General features: G+C 34.2%; 16 protein-coding genes and 3 pseudogenes. 13 read left to right on the forward strand and 6 right to left on the reverse strand.

Annotated elements, in window-relative coordinates; all coding sequences use genetic code 11:
* Positions 1 to 273: 273 nt before the first annotated feature.
* The 4 genes and pseudogenes from V179_RS32345 to V179_RS27345 form a co-directional block, all read left to right on the forward strand.
* Positions 274 to 810 (forward strand): annotated as a pseudogene (locus V179_RS32345) (methyl-accepting chemotaxis protein); the annotation flags it as partial.
* 123 nt (positions 811 to 933) lie between these two features.
* Complete coding sequence (locus V179_RS32350) at positions 934 to 1,308, forward strand: CZB domain-containing protein (protein WP_407637242.1); 375 nt, start codon at positions 934 to 936, stop codon at positions 1,306 to 1,308.
* 45 nt (positions 1,309 to 1,353) lie between these two features.
* Positions 1,354 to 1,638: a hypothetical protein gene (locus V179_RS0107445; RefSeq protein ID WP_028390918.1), complete on the forward strand. Its 285-nt coding sequence runs from the start codon at positions 1,354 to 1,356 to the stop codon at positions 1,636 to 1,638.
* A 437-nt stretch (positions 1,639 to 2,075) separates the two neighbouring features.
* Positions 2,076 to 2,807: a polysaccharide deacetylase family protein gene (locus V179_RS27345; RefSeq protein WP_051404875.1), complete on the forward strand. Its 732-nt coding sequence runs from the start codon at positions 2,076 to 2,078 to the stop codon at positions 2,805 to 2,807.
* Positions 2,808 to 3,191: 384 nt separating this feature from the next.
* On the opposite strand, the gene V179_RS0107455 is transcribed toward V179_RS27345, so the two are convergent.
* Positions 3,192 to 3,659 (reverse strand): low molecular weight protein-tyrosine-phosphatase, encoded by a 468-nt coding sequence (locus V179_RS0107455; RefSeq protein WP_028390919.1) that lies wholly within the window; start codon positions 3,657 to 3,659, stop codon positions 3,192 to 3,194.
* A gap of 993 nt (positions 3,660 to 4,652) precedes the next feature.
* On the opposite strand from V179_RS0107455, the gene V179_RS0107470 reads away from it, so the two are divergent.
* Positions 4,653 to 5,354: a YjjG family noncanonical pyrimidine nucleotidase gene (locus tag V179_RS0107470; RefSeq protein WP_028390921.1), complete on the forward strand. Its 702-nt coding sequence runs from the start codon at positions 4,653 to 4,655 to the stop codon at positions 5,352 to 5,354.
* A gap of 158 nt (positions 5,355 to 5,512) precedes the next feature.
* On the opposite strand, the gene guaC is transcribed toward V179_RS0107470, so the two are convergent.
* Positions 5,513 to 6,496 (reverse strand): GMP reductase, encoded by a 984-nt coding sequence (gene guaC, locus V179_RS0107475; RefSeq protein ID WP_028390922.1) that lies wholly within the window; start codon positions 6,494 to 6,496, stop codon positions 5,513 to 5,515.
* A gap of 235 nt (positions 6,497 to 6,731) precedes the next feature.
* Here guaC and V179_RS0107480 point away from each other — a divergent pair, with 235 nt between their 5' ends.
* The 3 genes and pseudogenes from V179_RS0107480 to V179_RS27350 form a co-directional block, all read left to right on the forward strand.
* Complete coding sequence (locus V179_RS0107480) at positions 6,732 to 6,995, forward strand: transcriptional regulator SplA domain-containing protein (protein WP_028390923.1); 264 nt, start codon at positions 6,732 to 6,734, stop codon at positions 6,993 to 6,995.
* Positions 6,992 to 8,017 (forward strand): spore photoproduct lyase, encoded by a 1,026-nt coding sequence (gene splB, locus V179_RS0107485; RefSeq protein WP_028390924.1) that lies wholly within the window; start codon positions 6,992 to 6,994, stop codon positions 8,015 to 8,017. Before V179_RS0107480 ends, splB begins: the two co-directional genes overlap by 4 nt.
* A gap of 388 nt (positions 8,018 to 8,405) precedes the next feature.
* Positions 8,406 to 8,698, forward strand: a pseudogene (locus tag V179_RS27350) (helix-turn-helix transcriptional regulator); the annotation flags it as partial.
* Here the strand turns inward: V179_RS27350 and V179_RS32355 are convergent.
* Positions 8,690 to 8,956 carry a hypothetical protein gene (locus tag V179_RS32355; RefSeq protein ID WP_028390925.1) on the reverse strand — a complete coding sequence of 89 codons (267 nt, stop codon included), beginning with the start codon at positions 8,954 to 8,956 and terminating at the stop codon, positions 8,690 to 8,692. The pseudogene V179_RS27350 and the gene V179_RS32355 sit on opposite strands and share 9 nt — an antisense overlap.
* A gap of 710 nt (positions 8,957 to 9,666) precedes the next feature.
* Here V179_RS32355 and V179_RS31590 point away from each other — a divergent pair.
* From V179_RS31590 to V179_RS0107525, 5 genes are all read left to right on the forward strand, one after another.
* On the forward strand, positions 9,667 to 9,756 hold the full coding sequence (locus tag V179_RS31590) for a hypothetical protein (protein WP_235178982.1): 90 nt from the start codon (positions 9,667 to 9,669) through the stop codon (positions 9,754 to 9,756).
* A 191-nt stretch (positions 9,757 to 9,947) separates the two neighbouring features.
* Complete coding sequence (locus tag V179_RS0107510; protein WP_028390926.1) at positions 9,948 to 10,346, forward strand: DoxX family protein; 399 nt, start codon at positions 9,948 to 9,950, stop codon at positions 10,344 to 10,346.
* Positions 10,347 to 10,519: 173 nt separating this feature from the next.
* A complete protein-coding gene (locus tag V179_RS0107515) occupies positions 10,520 to 11,137 on the forward strand; it encodes an alpha/beta hydrolase (RefSeq protein WP_028390927.1) in 618 nt (205 codons plus the stop codon).
* A gap of 1 nt (position 11,138) precedes the next feature.
* Positions 11,139 to 12,107: a ring-cleaving dioxygenase gene (locus V179_RS0107520; RefSeq protein WP_028390928.1), complete on the forward strand. Its 969-nt coding sequence runs from the start codon at positions 11,139 to 11,141 to the stop codon at positions 12,105 to 12,107.
* Between the two features lie 18 nt (positions 12,108 to 12,125).
* On the forward strand, positions 12,126 to 13,103 hold the full coding sequence (locus V179_RS0107525) for a ring-cleaving dioxygenase (protein ID WP_028390929.1): 978 nt from the start codon (positions 12,126 to 12,128) through the stop codon (positions 13,101 to 13,103).
* 1,160 nt (positions 13,104 to 14,263) lie between these two features.
* Here the strand turns inward: V179_RS0107525 and V179_RS27360 are convergent.
* The 3 genes and pseudogenes from V179_RS27360 to V179_RS0107555 all read right to left on the reverse strand — a co-directional run bounded on the left by V179_RS27360 (position 14,264) and on the right by V179_RS0107555 (position 16,503).
* Positions 14,264 to 15,047: pseudogene (locus tag V179_RS27360) on the reverse strand (DUF2935 domain-containing protein).
* 216 nt (positions 15,048 to 15,263) lie between these two features.
* A complete protein-coding gene (locus V179_RS0107550) occupies positions 15,264 to 15,770 on the reverse strand; it encodes a hypothetical protein (protein WP_028390932.1) in 507 nt (168 codons plus the stop codon).
* Between the two features lie 226 nt (positions 15,771 to 15,996).
* Positions 15,997 to 16,503, reverse strand: coding sequence for a hypothetical protein (locus tag V179_RS0107555; RefSeq protein ID WP_028390933.1), 507 nt, complete (start codon positions 16,501 to 16,503; stop codon positions 15,997 to 15,999).
* Positions 16,504 to 16,547 lie beyond the last annotated feature (44 nt).

A 16,547-nucleotide genomic window follows, 5' to 3' on the forward strand; every position in this document is an offset into this window, starting at 1 on the left:
TCCGAAAATCAATTGATTGTTGAATTAGAAAGAATTTACGAAATGAATGCAAACTATGAATTATCTGGTGAAGCATACTTACAAGGGAATAATGAAGTAGAAATCATGATTAATAAAATACTAGAATTAAAAAATACTCAAGTTAGAGAACAGTTTTTACTAAATAGTGAATTGATTGAATTTGTTACTCAAATGGACTATGTGAAAGATATGGTAGACCATATTTCTATTCAAAAAGAATCCGTGGAGGAGGTAGCAGCTAGTAGTGAAGAAATGAGTCATGCGATTGAAGAAGTATCAAATCATGTTCAAACTTCATTAATCACAACTAAAGAAGCGGTTTCGATCTCAACAAATTCTCTTGAAACGATTAATCAATCATTTACATATATTAATGAATCTTTCGAACAAATTAATCAAGTACAGGATAAAATGCAACTTGTAGTAGAAGACACAAAAGAGATTGATACTGTTGTTAATATAATTAATGATGTAGCAGAACGAACAAATCTCTTATCTTTAAACGCAAGTATTGAAGCAGCTAGATCAGGAGAAGCAGGTAGAGGTTTTGCAGTAGTTGCAAATGAAATTAAAAAATTAGCGGAAAATACGAAAAATTCCGCGAATTATATAAAAGAAATGGTAAAGAAGCTAAGAACAGAAATTGGTGCTTCCGAACAAGCAATTTCTGAAGCTGTCAGTGTATTTTCAAAAGGGAAAGATCATATTAATCAAGCGGTAGAATCTATGGATAAGATGGAAGTGTCATTAGAGGGAATTAGTTCAGTCTTTGAAAATATATCAGCCAATGTAGAGGAACAATCTGCTACTACTCAAGAGGTCACAGCAAGATTAAGTGAAATTAATCATCAGACTCAAATGCTTAGTGACATATGTATGAGAACAGGCCAGGGTATTTATACAATTAGTACGATGGCAGAAAACCTGAGAAACACAGCACTTCCTTATTTTAAGGATTTTAAGGGAAATCAACATTTTAAACCTGTTGCGGCCGAACATCTCTTATGGAAATGGAAAGCTTATAATGCAGTATGTGGTTTTGTAAAACTTGATGAAAATAGTATAGGGGATCATACTTCGTGTACACTTGGAAAACACTTAGAAAATACGAAACAATCTAATCCTTTTGATGATATGGTCGTCAAAATGTATGAACCGCATAAAAAAGTACATACTCTTTCAAAAGAAGTAATTCGTGCAGTAAATAGTGGGAATAGAACTAATATTGCAAGTTATTTAAGAGAGCTAGATGAAGCCACAGGCGAATTAATGAATGGTTTGAAATAATAAAGATTTAAGTGGTATATCATTTATAGTAGAAGGAGAACAAATATGGAATACAATGAAAAAGAATATGAAATATTAATTGAAAAAGCCATCGAGTTTACCCCAATTTGGTTGAAACAGGATATTGAAAGCATTATACAAAAAAAAGATGAGACAACTAGAATAAGTTATGTCATTAGCGAGCTTTATAAAAAATATACGTTTAATGCTACACATATTTTAGCTGCTATGGGGCAAAATCCAGAATGGACAGTTGTTTCTCGTGAAAGATTGAATTTTATTGATAATAATATCGACTTAATCCAAGCAATGTTAAAGAGAATTTGGTAAATAATGAATGAAGAACTAAAGAGGGTGTCCATAAAAAGGGGACTTCATACTCCTATATATCGTTTATCGTGTGATGTATACATCGTATAAACGATATATAGAAGAGATGAGGTCTGACTCTTTCATATTGGACATCCTCTTTAATTTTTATTGAGATATCGCAAACCATGAGTAGTTAAAAAGGTAGTGGGAAGGGAAATAATAATCTCTGCTTACTTAGGTTGTCATCTATTCTGGATGACCATTGTTGAATTTTAAATATTATTAATGTATTTCTTAAGACTTTCCGATTGCGTTTATGTATTCAGAGTCTAGAGCTAATATAAATGGGTGATAAGAATCTCTACTTCAAAACTAGGAGAAAACATTATAGAAACAAGTTCTTTTGGAATAATACATGAGGAAGATATAAATAGCATACAAAGCGAGGGAGTTTTATGAAAAAAGTTATAGTGATATTTTTGTTTCTACTTATCTTATTTCTTCCATCACAAATTTTTGCAGAGCAGAAAGTTCCTATCTTAGTTTATCATTCAATCGACGAGTATAAAGGCATAGGTACTAAAGAATTATATGTAACTCCGAAGAATTTTGAAGAACAAATGATGTATTTACGAGATCAAGGCTATACATTATTAACTTTTGATCGGTGGCAAGATATTTCTAAAGTAAATAAACCCATTTTTATTACCTTTGATGACGGATACAAAAATAACCTCCATGCATTCGAGATATTACGTAAATTAGAAAATGAACAGTTTAAACCTACCGGCTCAATTTTTGTTATTTCTGACTTTATCGGTCGGCCTCATCGATTAACGAAATCGGATTTAAAAATGTTGACTGATTCTGGTATATTTTCAATACAATCTCATACTGCAACTCATCCTGATTTAACGAAAATAAAAAATTATGAATATGAATTGAAAGAATCTAAAGATAAAATTCAAAAAATAACAGGAAAACCTGTTATTGCTCTTGCGTATCCGTACGGAAATTCCAATGAAAAGGTCGTAGCAGAAACGAAAAAGTACTATTCGTTTGGTCTAACGACAACTCCTGCATTATTTTCTGGAGTTGGTTTAAAAGACGAACTTTTTCTCTTACCCCGAATTTATGTTAAGTATTCAACGTCTATTAAAGAATTTGCCGAATTGCTTGACGGATAAGGAAAGCGGTCACGATATTAAGTAACCGCTTTCCTTATTGTGTCAAGGTCAAAAGGTAATAGCTTTTGAAAATGGAAAGTAGTACATGAAAGAAAAGTATTAGGTAAATGTTAACAGTTGAACAACAGGGAAACATAGTGGCTAGGTGCTGGTTGAGATTGTGATATACGAAAGAAATAGATATGGATATGAGCTAGATGCCAAAGTAGTAAAATTGAATTTAAGAAGTGATCCGCAACTGAAGGATTTTAATAGTTGAAGATAAAAAAACGAAATATTTAATTTAACACGATGGTGGGTTAAAAAGGATACTATTATGTCTAGAGAGAAATAAACAAATAGAGAAGAAGACAGCGACCACCCGATCACACGGTGGTCGCTTATTTAGTTAAGTTGATTCTCTTTCCTAATTTTCACAAGTAATTCTCTGCAACCGTCCATGATAAGGTCATATGTTTCCTGAAAATCACCTGTGTAATATGGATCTGGCACATCCGCTTTATGTGTTGTTAAGTCAAGAAGTCGGATAATCTTCGGATGATTAGGCTGTCCAGTCATTTCATAAATGTTTTTAATATTGCTACTATCCATACCAACAATGAAATCAAACTTCTCAAAGTCTTCTTTAATTAACTGACGTCCAGCAAGACCTTTTGATGAGATATTGTATTCTTCTAAGATTGAGAGTGTACCTTTATGCGGTGGCGCTCCAATATGCCATGAACTAGTAGCTGCGGAATCGACACTAACTTTTTCAAGTAGATTTTCCTTTCCGAGTAAATCACGGAATAATGCTTCAGCCATCGGCGAACGACAAATGTTTCCTAGGCAGACGAATAAGACTTTAATCATATATATGACTCCTTTTTTCATTTAATAAAAATGAGGATGGTTTTTAAGAAGCAATCATCGTCTAAAATACCTTTTTGTTCAGAATATCATACCATAATTTGAAAAAATAAGATATTAATCGACATCTAACTAAAAATTGATAATGATTATTAATTTTAATATAGTGAGTTTTGTGCTTTAAGTAAAAATAATACAAGGTAGAGAGATTAATTGAAAAAGTATGGGCTTTTGGTGCACCTTCTTTATTAGCATTTGCTTTAGCAGGTTGTGGAGACAAGAAAAGACATCGACGGAAACTAAAGAGAACGTAGTTGAAGAAACAAGCGAAGAAAGCAAAGCAGCTGAGAAAAAAGCGGCTATAGAACAATCTATTACATATCTAGGTAATGAATATTGTCTTACCAGCAAAAATTGAATACATTGTAGTTGCAAGTTTAGAATCGATGGAAGATGCTGTTATTAAAATATAATTATGGTCCAATAACTGAATGGTAAATAGAAATGCGAGATGATGTAGCAATTGTGAATGGTAAAAGGGAAACGAATATTCCTGTGGTTTATGGAGCAGGAGATTTCATTGATCATAATAGCAAGGTAAGGTTGATTTCAAGGGTCCTTTCAGATGGCGTACTATTGAATAGCGAAAAAGCTATATATTGAGCCAGATGCACCGATAGTGGCGAACGTATCTTCACATAATATCCTGTTTACGGAGCGAAACAAAAAGTTTCGGTTAGATGACGATAATTATAGAGAAGTGAAAAGATAATCGTAAATCAAGCTGGAGTGCGAATCGAACGTGTCGACACATAATATCTTCGTAACAAATATTTTTCCCGAACAACTTTAATGTACTACAGTCTCAAAAAATTTTTCTTTACTAGTTACCAAGAAGAGAAAAATAAAGAGTGTTTCGATCATCAATGTTATAATGTTGAAGTGAATTTGAAATAAGTGACTAAACTGGGTTGGTAATATTAAATGGAGGTAGCTATGAAATACGAAATCATATTGTTCGATGTTGATGATACATTGTTCGACTTTAGTATGTCGGAAAAAAGGGCATTACATAATACTTTTGTAGAATTTGGATTACCTACAGGATTTTCGGATTATGGAGTCAACTACAAAGAAATAAGTAACATATTATGGAGTGAATTGGAACAGGGGATAACCACTTTATCAGAACTACGAGTTGAGAGATTTAGAAGGTTGTTCCTTGCCTATGATCTTGAAATCGATGCAGATACGTTTAGCAGTGCATATCTTGGGTATTTGGGAAAAGAAGTGCATCTGGTATCAGGAGCTGAAGAATTATGTGGCAATCTTGTCAGTTGTCGGTTAGCCATTATTACAAACGGATTCAAAGATGTGCAGACATCAAGAATCGAAAGTTCTCCTCTCTGTAATACTTTTGAACATATTATTATTTCTGAAGAAACAGGATTTCAGAAACCCGAAAAGGGGATTTTCGATTATGCATTTTCTAAGCTACAGATATCAGATAAAGCTAAAGTGTTAATCGTGGGCGATTCTTTAACCTCTGATATTCAAGGGGGGATAAATTACGGGATTGACACCTGTTGGTATAACCCACATCTTAAGGAAAATAATATAGGAATTCAGCCAACCTATGAAATCCGTGAGCTGATGGATCTTATAGAAATTGTAGGCGTAGGGGAGAGGATGGGGTAAAACAAAAATCAATTCTTCCAAGCTAGGAATAAATGAAATTGCTGTACTGAAAGCGATCCCTGCAAACTAAAAGGTGAGCCAGTACCAAAGTAACTTGCTCACCAAATCGTGAAATAGACTATTCTAAATTCAATTAATTTCAAAATGATTTAGAATTATTAATATACTTTATCACCGTTAAATATTGAATTCTTAACTACGACATAATCCACATTGCGAATTGCATCTAACTTATTTCCACCAGCATAAGAAATAGAGGATTGAAGATCTTGTTCCATTTCTTTTAGCGTATCTTCTAAAGCACCCTTGTGCTCCATTAACATTTTCTTGCCTTCTACATTTTTCTTTTCGCCTTTTTGAAATTCCGAAGCGGAACCAAAGTACTCTTTATAAAGCTTTCCGTCTTTTTCAATTGTTTTTCCTGGCGATTCTTCATGTCCAGCAAATAATGAGCCAATCATGACCATAGATGCACCAAATCTTACTGATTTAGCTATATCACCATGTGTACGAATTCCTCCGTCAGCAATAATCGGCTTGCTTGCTGCCTTTGCACACCAACGTAGTGCAGCTAATTGCCACCCACCAGTTCCAAATCCAGTTTTAATCTTAGTAATACATACTTTCCCAGGTCCAATTCCAACTTTTGTTGCATCTGCACCAGCATTTTCTAGTTCTCTTACTGCTTCTGGAGTTCCAACATTTCCTGCAATAACAAAACTTTGAGGTAAGTGTTTCTTAATATGTTGAATCATCTCAATCACTGCATTGGAATGACCGTGTGCAATATCAATCGTAATATATTCTGGTGAAAGCTGTTCATCTGATAGTTGTTGGATGAAATCATATTCTTCATCTTTAATTCCAACACTTATAGATGCGAATAATCCACGTGATTTCATATCTTTAATAAAAGATAGTCGTTTCTCTGGTTCAAAACGATGCATTACATAGAAATAATCATTTTCTGCTAAATAAATGGCGATTTTTTCGTCTATAATAGTTTGCATATTTGCAGGAACAACAGGTAACTTAAATGTATGTCCGCCTAATGTTACAGAAGTATCACATTCAGAACGGCTATTTACTATACATTTTGCAGGAATTAATTGAATATCTTCATAATCAAATACATTTTCCATGGTTTACACCCCTAAATCCGAATATTGAAGTTTGGATAATTTAAAATTATTCGTCCAAATGGTAATGTACCTTATTTTTATCATTATGTCAAAGGTTTAATACCATATTATGTACATGGCATATAGAAATTTAATAATCTTCATGTAAAGATTGATTTCCTATTGAGAACTAGAGTAAAAATCTTAATAATGTAAAACTTAACTTGGTAGGTATTATGAAGGAAAAGGTGATGGCATGGAACTGGATAACGAAAACCGTACGTATAATGCTGGTGATATTGTATATGTTTTTTATCGGAACCCGCACACACAGGATGTAACAAATATTCAGGAAGCAGCGGTAGTAATGAACCCTGAGAATCCACAAGAGTTAGCTTTGTTTCTCTATGAAACATACTATCCATTATCAAATGAATTAGCTGTTTATTCTTCAATCGAACAAGCTGAACAAGACTATCAGTATTATTTCGGAGATGTTTCAGAGGGGTCGTTGGAATGAAGCCGTTTACACCCAAGCTCATCTATTTTGAACCGAAGGCACTGGACTACCCATTAGGAAGAGAACTTAAAGAGAAATTTGAAAAAATGGATGTTGAGATTCGCTATACGACTTCCCATAATCAAGTAAGAAATCTTCCTGGTGAAAATGATTTTCAAAGATACCGTGTAGCAAAATCCACACTAGTCGTTGGAATTAGAAAAACGCTTAAATTTGACACATCAAAACCTTCTGCAGAGTATGCCATTCCTTTTGCAACAGGTTGTATGGGTCATTGTCATTATTGCTATTTGCAAACAACAATGGGGAGCAAACCATATATTCGTACATATGTAAATGTAGATGAAATTTTGGAAGCTGCTGATAAATATATGGAGGAAAGAGCACCTGAGATAACGAGGTTTGAAGCAGCTTGTACATCCGATATTGTTGGTATCGATCACTTGACTCATTCATTAAAACGAGCCATTGAACATTTTGGCGAATCGGAGTATGGAAAATTGAGATTTGTTACGAAATTTCATCATGTAGATCATTTACTGGATGCAAAGCATAACGGAAAAACGAGATTTCGTTTCAGTATTAACGCAGATTATGTTATTAAAAATTTCGAACCAGGCACTTCTCCATTAGAAAAACGTTTAGAGGCGGCAGGGAAAGTAGCAAGAGCTGGGTACCCACTTGGGTTTATAGTTGCCCCGATATATCTTCATGAAGGATGGCAGGAGGGATATTATCATATGTTTGAGCGTCTTGAAGCGGAACTGCCATTAGAAGCTAAAAAAGATTTAACTTTTGAATTCATTCAACATCGATTTACAAAGCCTGCCAAGAAAGTAATCGAAAAAAACTACCCCATGACAAAATTAGAATTAGATGAAGAAAAGCGAAGATATAAGTGGGGGAAATATGGAATCGGAAAATACATCTATCAAAAAGAGGAAGAAGAGGATATAAAAAATCATCTTTATACTTATATGGAAAAATTTTTTCCGAATGCCAAATTGGAATATTTCACCTAACAAATGATTTTTCCTCTGATTTTAGTTTACTAAATAGAATATAGCAAATTCCCTCAGAACAAGTTAATTAACATTTTACGTGGAAAACGTACAGAACTTTTGTTTTGGGGGTATTTTTGTTCCGATGCTTTTTGCCTTAGGTCTTTTATCTAAGGTTTATTTTTTGTAACTAATCTTGTTAAATATATTATAAAGGTATTAAATGAGGAACAATGCATATGTCGCAATGGGTAAGGTTAAAAAAATATGACTTCGTAATTCTCACTACAACTCATAATAAGTATGCATAAAAAGCCCCTGCATAATTGTGCTCAAAATGTCGGATAGATGTATTTACTTCCTGCTATTCTTTTGGTTAAGGAGGTCATTTAATGGATTACTTAATAACATGAACGGAGAAATTCAGTATATTGAAGAAAACCTTACTCATGATATTGACTTTAAAGAAGTCGCGAGGTTAGCTTTTTGTTCCGAAAATCATTTTAAAAGGATGTTTTCTTTTCTTGCAGATATTTTACGCTATCAGAATACATTCGTCGAAGACGTCTGACTCTTGCAGCATTTGAACTAACTAATAGTAACTTAGGAATATTGATATTGCTAATAAAATATGGATATAGTTCACCGGATTCTTTTACTAGAGCCTTTCAAAGTTTGCATGGTGTAACACCGTCAGATGCGTGAAATAATGGTCAGGTATTGAAAGCCTATCCACAAACGATCTTCGCTACGAGCTGAAATAACCAGTTTAGCCCCTTGTTCCGCAAGTTTATAGGCGGTTGCATCTCCAATTTTACTAGGTGCTCCATAATAACGACAACTTTTTTGTAGTTTCCCCTTTTCTTGGCGATTCTGAAAATAACGCAGTAGTTCACGTATTTCAGTGCGATCTTCCGCAAACGGGCGTTTTTCTGTAATAGGGATCAGTACTATTTCCATTGTAGGGCCGGATTAAAGAATAACACTTGGGGTAAATTCGTGAAAATGTAAAAAGTAATTGTGAAGCAATGTATTTGATAGCTGGCAGTTATATACTGGTATGGTTTGCCAACAAAATCAATGTAAATATCGAAACAAAAATATCTGTTTTCTATCTTCGTTTACCATAAATCTTGCAGTAAGCGATTATAATTTCTAATGTAAACAACGTTAGGACTTTACTTGGAGAGGTGGGCATGATAAGGCTCGCTTGCCTGATGAAACCACTGCATTAGCCTTTCAAGACAAATTGTACCCACAGAGGCTCCAAGTCAAGGTTTTAAACGCTTATCAATGGATACAAATAAACAAAGATATAAGGTGCACTATCCCAAAAATTCGCTGGCGATGCTTTATATAGTCAGTTTTAAGTTCAATAAAAGAAAAGTTATTGACAAAAAAAATGATAAGTATTATTATTATCTCATATTCGAGATAATTTAATTCAAGATTCTTGGAGGAGGTTCAATTAATGGAGGTTAACTGCGATAATTTGCCTTTTCTGATATTAATGCAAACATCTAAAGCAATTCATGATGGTATTAAGGAAGAAAAGGTAAAAAAATAAGCTTGGTATGTATTACAGAATTTTCTGTTTTAGAGGTACTTTATCAAAAAGGAAACAAACAATTCGACAAATTGGAAATGGCATACCGATCTCAAGTGGTTCGATGACCTATGTTATAGATAAGCTAGAACAAAAGGGTGTATTAAGCCAAAATGCCTGTACAGTTGACCGCAGTAAGATACATGTAGATTAACTGATGATGGAAATGAATTGATGAATGAAATCATGCCGAAATATCATGAGTTAGTTGATAATATGTTTGATTCATTAAATTCTGATGAGGCAGAGACATTGATGAATCTTTTGAAAAAAAGTAAGGAATAAAGTTAAAAATGCTTTTTGATATCTCGAATTCAAGATAAAATATTTTAGGAGGATTTTAATATGATAAACATTGGTTTATTAATAATTCGTTTGGTAATTGGCGTATTGTTCATCGGGCACGGTGCTCAAAAATTGTTTGGTTGGTTCGGTGGTTATGGGTTGAAAGGAACCGGTGGATGGTTTGAATCCATTGGCATGAAACCAGGAGTAACAATGGCTCTTTTCGCAGGGTTAGCAGAACTTATTGGAGGACTTTTGTTTGCTTTAGGACTATTAACGCCACTTGCAGGAATTATGATTGCAGGAACTATGTTAATGGCTATCGTAAAAGTGCATGCCCCAAATGGATTATGGGCAACAGTTAATGGATATGAATACAACTTAACTTTGCTTGCAGTTGCTATTGGTATAGCTTTGGTTGGTCCCGGTCAATATGCTTTAGATTCATTCTTATTATAAAATATCTCAAATTAAAGATTATATATATGTAAAATGAAAATACTCGACATGTGTTAGGCAATTTCAAATGGGCAAAATAAGGTAGATAGGTTAACTGGAACAAATATTTTACCTTTTGTAGTTAGTCTTTGTGAGGAGAATATCTTCTTTGTTTTGAAAGGGGGAAAAAAATAATGAAACATATATTTCAAAAAGGAACGAACCCATTAATACCTACTTTTTTATTGCTTCATGGTACTGGTGGAAATGAGCTAGACCTCTTACCTATTGCAGGAAAAATTGATAAGGAAGCTTCAATATTAAGTGTCCGTGGGAATGTATTGGAAAATGGAATGCCTCGTTTCTTCCGAAGATTAGCAGAGGGAGTATTTGATGAAGAGGATCTGAAATTTCGAACAAAAGAATTAAATGAGTTTCTTGACGAAACAGCACAAAAATATAATTTTGACCGAAATAATATTTTTGCAATCGGCTATTCAAATGGTGCAAATATCGCCGCTAGTTTATTATTTCACTATCAAAATGCTTTAAAGGGTGCAATTCTTCATCATCCGATGGTACCGATAAAAGGCATGGACCTTCCTGATTTATCAGGAAAATCAGTATTTATTACGGCAGGAACCAACGATCCATTAATTTCACCATTGGAATCAGTTGAACTGCAATCGTTATTAGAAAAAGCTGAGGCAAACGTAGAGCTTCATTGGGAAAATAGGGGACATCAATTGACCATTGAAGAAGTAGAATCCGCAGCTGAATGGTATACAAAGATTGTGACAGGAGTGAAATGAGATGGAACTTTTAGGACTACATCATGTATCAATATTGACAGGAAAAGCGGAAAAAAATTATGAATTTTATACAAAAATTTTAGGAATGAGATTGGTAAAGAAAACAGTTAACCAAGATAATACAGAATCCTATCATCTTTTCTATGCTGACGCGGAAGGAACCCCAGGAACTGAAGTTACGTTCTTTGACATTCCTCATCTTGCACAAACATACAGAGGAACTTCAGATATTTCTACAGTATCACTAAGGGTTAGAAATTCAGATTCATTGTTATTTTGGAAAGAACGTTTTAAACAATTTGGGGTTGAACATGATGATATTCAAAAAAGAGCAAATCGTGATACATTGGCTTTTAGAGATTTCGAGGGGACACGCTTAATACTGGTAGCCGATAACGGTGAAAAAGGTGTGAGAGCTGGGATCCCTTGGAAAAAAGATGACATTGCACAGGAAGATGCCATTATTGGTTTAGGGCCTGTAACCCTCACAGTCGCAATTGCAGAACCAACTATCGGTGTTTTAACAGAAGTTATGGGTTTTCGATTTGCCGGTTCTTATCCTTCACTTGAAGGGGAATATCCAGATATATTGATTTATGTAACTGGAGAAGGCGGCAGCGGTGCGGAAGTTCATATTGAAACAAGACCCGATTTGCCAAGAGTCCGCTTAGGTCGTGGAGGTGTTCACCATGTTGCCTTCCGTGTTCCGAATGAGGAAGAATATGATCAATGGGCAGAGCGTTTGAAAGAATACAGGTTACCGAATTCAGGAAAAGTGGAACGGTATTACTTCAAGGCATTATATTTCAGGGAACCCAATGGCATCTTATTTGAATTATCAACGGATACACCAGGATTTGCGACAGATGAACCAATGGAAACAATGGGGGAAAAACTGGCACTTCCACCATTTTTGGAACCAAATCGAAAAGAGATCGAGGAAAAATTACGACCATTATTCTTAAAATAAATTTTGGAGGAATATATAATGATCCATCTAAAAGGAATACACCATGTAACAGCTATTACAAGTAGTGCAGAAAAGAACTATGAATTTTTCACTTATGTTTTAGGTATGCGTTTGGTTAAAAAAACGGTAAATCAAGATGATATTCAAACTTATCATTTATTCTTTGCAGATGATAAAGGTAGCGCAGGCACAGACATGACTTTCTTTGACTTTCCCGGCATACCTAAAGGCGTACATGGTACAAATGAGATTTCAAAGTCATCTTTCCGTGTACCGAATGATGAAGCATTAGACTATTGGGTAAAACGCTTTGATCGTTTAGAAGTGAAGCATACTGGAATCAAAGAGCAATTTGGCAAGAAAACACTCTCTTTCATTGATTTTGATGAACAACAATATCAATTGATTTCAGATGAATTCAACCAAGGTGTGAAATCTGGCACACCATGGCAAAAAGGTCCAATCCCACTGAAATATGCCATTACTGGTTTAGGACCTATATTTGTCCGTATTGCGAACTTTGATTACTTTAAAGAAATGATGGAAAAAGTCCTATTATTTAAAGAGACAGATAAAGTAGGGTCATTCCATTTATTTGAAGTAGGGGAAGGCGGGAATGGTGCCTCGATCATTGTAGAATATAATGCCATTCTTCCTGAAGCCCGGCAAGGTTTTGGTACGGTGCACCATGCCGCATTACGTGTAGAGGATCGCTCTGTTTTAGAAGAATGGATTGAACGAATGAGTAGTTTTGGAATCCATACATCCGGATATGTAAATCGTCACTTTTTTGAGTCATTATACGCAAGAGTTGCACCGCAAATTTTATTTGAGTTTGCTACAGATGGTCCTGGTTTTATGGGAGATGAACCTTATGAAACGCTTGGGGAAAAATTATCTCTACCTCCATTCTTAGAGCCTAAACGTGCAGAAATAGAAAAATTAGTTCGCCCAATTGATACAGTGAGAAGTACAAAGGAATTCATCAAAGAATAAAAGGAAAAATATTAAATCAAACAGATATTTACGAAGAAAAGTGGAAACCTTAAGTAGGAAATTCATACATGAATATGGAACGAATAAATTTAATCCCTTTTAAAACCATTATCAGCGATTTAGTTACGGTAGCTGCACCTGTAACTATTATCGACTTTAGGGGAACTATTACTGTTAACACCATTAGCGTTCGCTATCTTTCATTAGGAATTATAGTAAACAAAATTTGAGTAGTGTTAACCATTTTTCTAACAACAATATTCATCGAAACATATCAACTTCTCGATAATTTCATCGTTTCAGGATATGTGTATTCTGAGGGAGGTTCTCGTGCTATTGATATCGATGAGATTTTATTGAATACAATGGCTGGATTAATTGGAATCGTATTGTTTATCATTTATAAAAAGTTGTTTTTACAAAATCCTTTTATAAAAAATTAGGCCCACCAAAAACCAGTAATGCTATTATGGAACAAGAAGTAAAAGAGCGATACATATATACATGACTAATATGTATCACTCTTTATTTTTTATGACTTTTCACAATTTAGGTCTTGATAATTATAAAACCAATATAAAGATAATTGGTGGATTTAGGTTAAGAAGCACCACTAAAAATGATCAATCTTTTTTCAAAATGGATTCTCTTTGTTTGCCATCAAACATAGATTCAAACGATGTTTATAAAAAAGTTGCACCGTTTTTGGATATGGTTATCTAAAGGGGTGTTTTTTATAGTACATTTGAATTGAAAGGTGGATTAAGGAACTGTTGATTAAAATAGAGTTGTTCCGATAATTGGCCATTTAATTGAATATCAGTGATTGAATAAAAATATAATTGTTTGTACATGAAGTGGGGAGTATATATGAACTTATACCTGAGTTTTCAGATTTGACCGATTATTTAAAGGAGTTAAATGTGGTTGACTATACACATGCCTTAATTCAAACAAAGGTCGATGAACTCTATGGAAACAAACCTTCAGAAATAGAAAAGGTTAAAGTAGTTTTTGAGATTGTACGAGATATTGTATGTTTTACTTTATATTGCTTTTGTAATTATCCTAGAATTTAATGAAGCGAACTACATTGCATTACATGAAAAAGGAAACTTTCATTCAAATGATTATAGAACAAGGCCTTTTGTCATTGGTATTTACAATAATACCAAGCGCCGTTTATCAACGTTAAGGCATTTTTCCGTAAGGTGAGCTTCAAACATGTCAATAATTTCAAGGAAAGGTCTGGCTTCCCGAAAAACATGATCTGCTAATAAGAGGTGGATAATACTTTTTATCCTGTATTCATCAATTAAACTCCGTGTTTTTTTTGAAGTCTCTAAAAGAAACTACAGACCCATGATTCTGATCTAGAAATTAATCCAGAAGAGGAACAGTCTGAGAATGTGGCTTCATTCCCTCAAAATCTCTAGCTTGAAAAAGCAATTCATCAAAATTGTTGTTAAAGTCTCGTACCATATCTACAAGCTTTCTTTCGGATGGATCAAGAAGGTGAACGATAAATTTCGCATGATCGGCCATAATTCTTAAAAAGAAAACATTCTCTTTGATGATTGAATCAGCAAAGGGTTTCAATTTTTCTTCGTATAATTAAAATAAACGTTTTCTAAAATAATTGGCTTCCCTACTACTATAATCGATTAAGGGGGGAATTATTTGCACCAGGCAACTGGCATGAAAGAATTAATCCTAATGCTTTTCGTTTTAACGCGTATTAGATCTTCTCATTTGCTTAGGAACTGTTTGATTTGTCAATGAATTAGATCGTTGTTCAATCTTTTCGAATACATGATCAAAATGATTCGCTTCATCTATTAATTGTGTATCTCCGCACCTAAATCCTAATCTAAGGAATAAGAAATGTTCCTTCATTATTCTCGAACAAAACCTAATTACCTCTAAGGAATGTGTCACAAACATTACAGTATCTATTCGATTATTGGGATCTTGTGAATTTTCATTCCATGTTTTTAAACAGGGCGCTATAATCTTAATTGAGTATGTTTCTCCCTGAAAAAAACTTCTATTTCAATGTATTCAAAGAGAAGTAGTCCTCATTTCAAATATTTATTAATAGGTTCTAACCATAAAAATCAGAATCAATAGTTATTACTTTTTAGGGTGGTTCAGTTCCTTCTATTCCATAATCATATCTTTCTGCATTTTTACTTGTATGTCCTGAAAGGTATCTTTTCCAATGAAAGTATGAGCTTTTTTCTCTAATCTATTTAAAATGATATCATTTTCCTTTAACATCTCCCTAATCCGTTGTATCAATTGAAGAGCGCTTGATCCAGTGACTTGTTTGGCTATACGTTCGAGAAGAACTTTCGCATCACCGGAGAATTTAGGGATGAAGCTAATACACATTACCATATTGATCTTAAGAGCATCGCCAAATTCCTTTGTAAATGCACGGCGGACACCACCTCGAACACCTGCATAACCATAGGATATCTCGGAGATAGCTCGGTAAAAAAGAATCATTCCATCTGCATGACTTGATTCCGGATTTAACCGAAGTTCACTCACTAAAGATATTAACCGATGGACTACTGGTTTGGCCGATTCCATTGTTTGCCACCATTCCAACAATCGATGCTGGTCCTCCTCACTTAAATTCAAATGTCGTGTGTTTGGCATTGTTACTTTCCTCCTTAGTTTGCCTATGCATGGGTAAATGAAGCAAAAAGAATAATTTTATTAATATAAACCAATTAGTAAAATCTCTTTTGTCCTTATATACAATTTTTAAATTATCCATTACATGTTATTTGGCATGTATTTTTTTAAGATGACTATGGAATTCCAATTTATCCTGAGTATAACACTCATCCCTATTCATTTAATTTCATAGTTTCTACTTTACTCACAGACGTGGAATTGCTTGTATATTCTCGATTCGTGTACGTATGGTATCCCAATCAGGTCCAAGTAGGGCCTTACCAAGACTTATTGCTTCCTTGATTCTTTCCGAAATTTGATAATTTAAATGGCGACTTTGCTCTATCAGATAAAAAACATCAGGGTTTGCTTTTCTTACAGCGAGTTCAAAGTTAGGGCATAGTTGTTTTACACTGATACCAAGTGTATCAAGATCAAACACCAGCATTTCCTTTACTAGAGAAAAGGATTCACCTTGACGGATTCGATTAATCGTTCCTTGTACTGCATCGAATCCATAGCCGATATCTGCAACAGAAGCATGATAGGGATTCAAACCAGGTGCAACGCGCATGGATGGAATTTTTCGAAAACCCGTAGTAATGGAACATACTACTTCTTTTGCAGCCATCCCTTTCTCTAAGGCTGTAAGAATGGCTTCAAGATAAGCATCTCTTTGACCGTAATCTACATCCATAAAGATAGATGTCATTGATTGTTCCCTCCTCTTTGTAATCTATAATTATGTACTAAGAT

Source organism: Bacillus cihuensis (assembly GCF_000504145.1).
GTDB classification, from domain to species: Bacteria; Bacillota; Bacilli; order Bacillales; family DSM-1321; genus Peribacillus; species Peribacillus huizhouensis.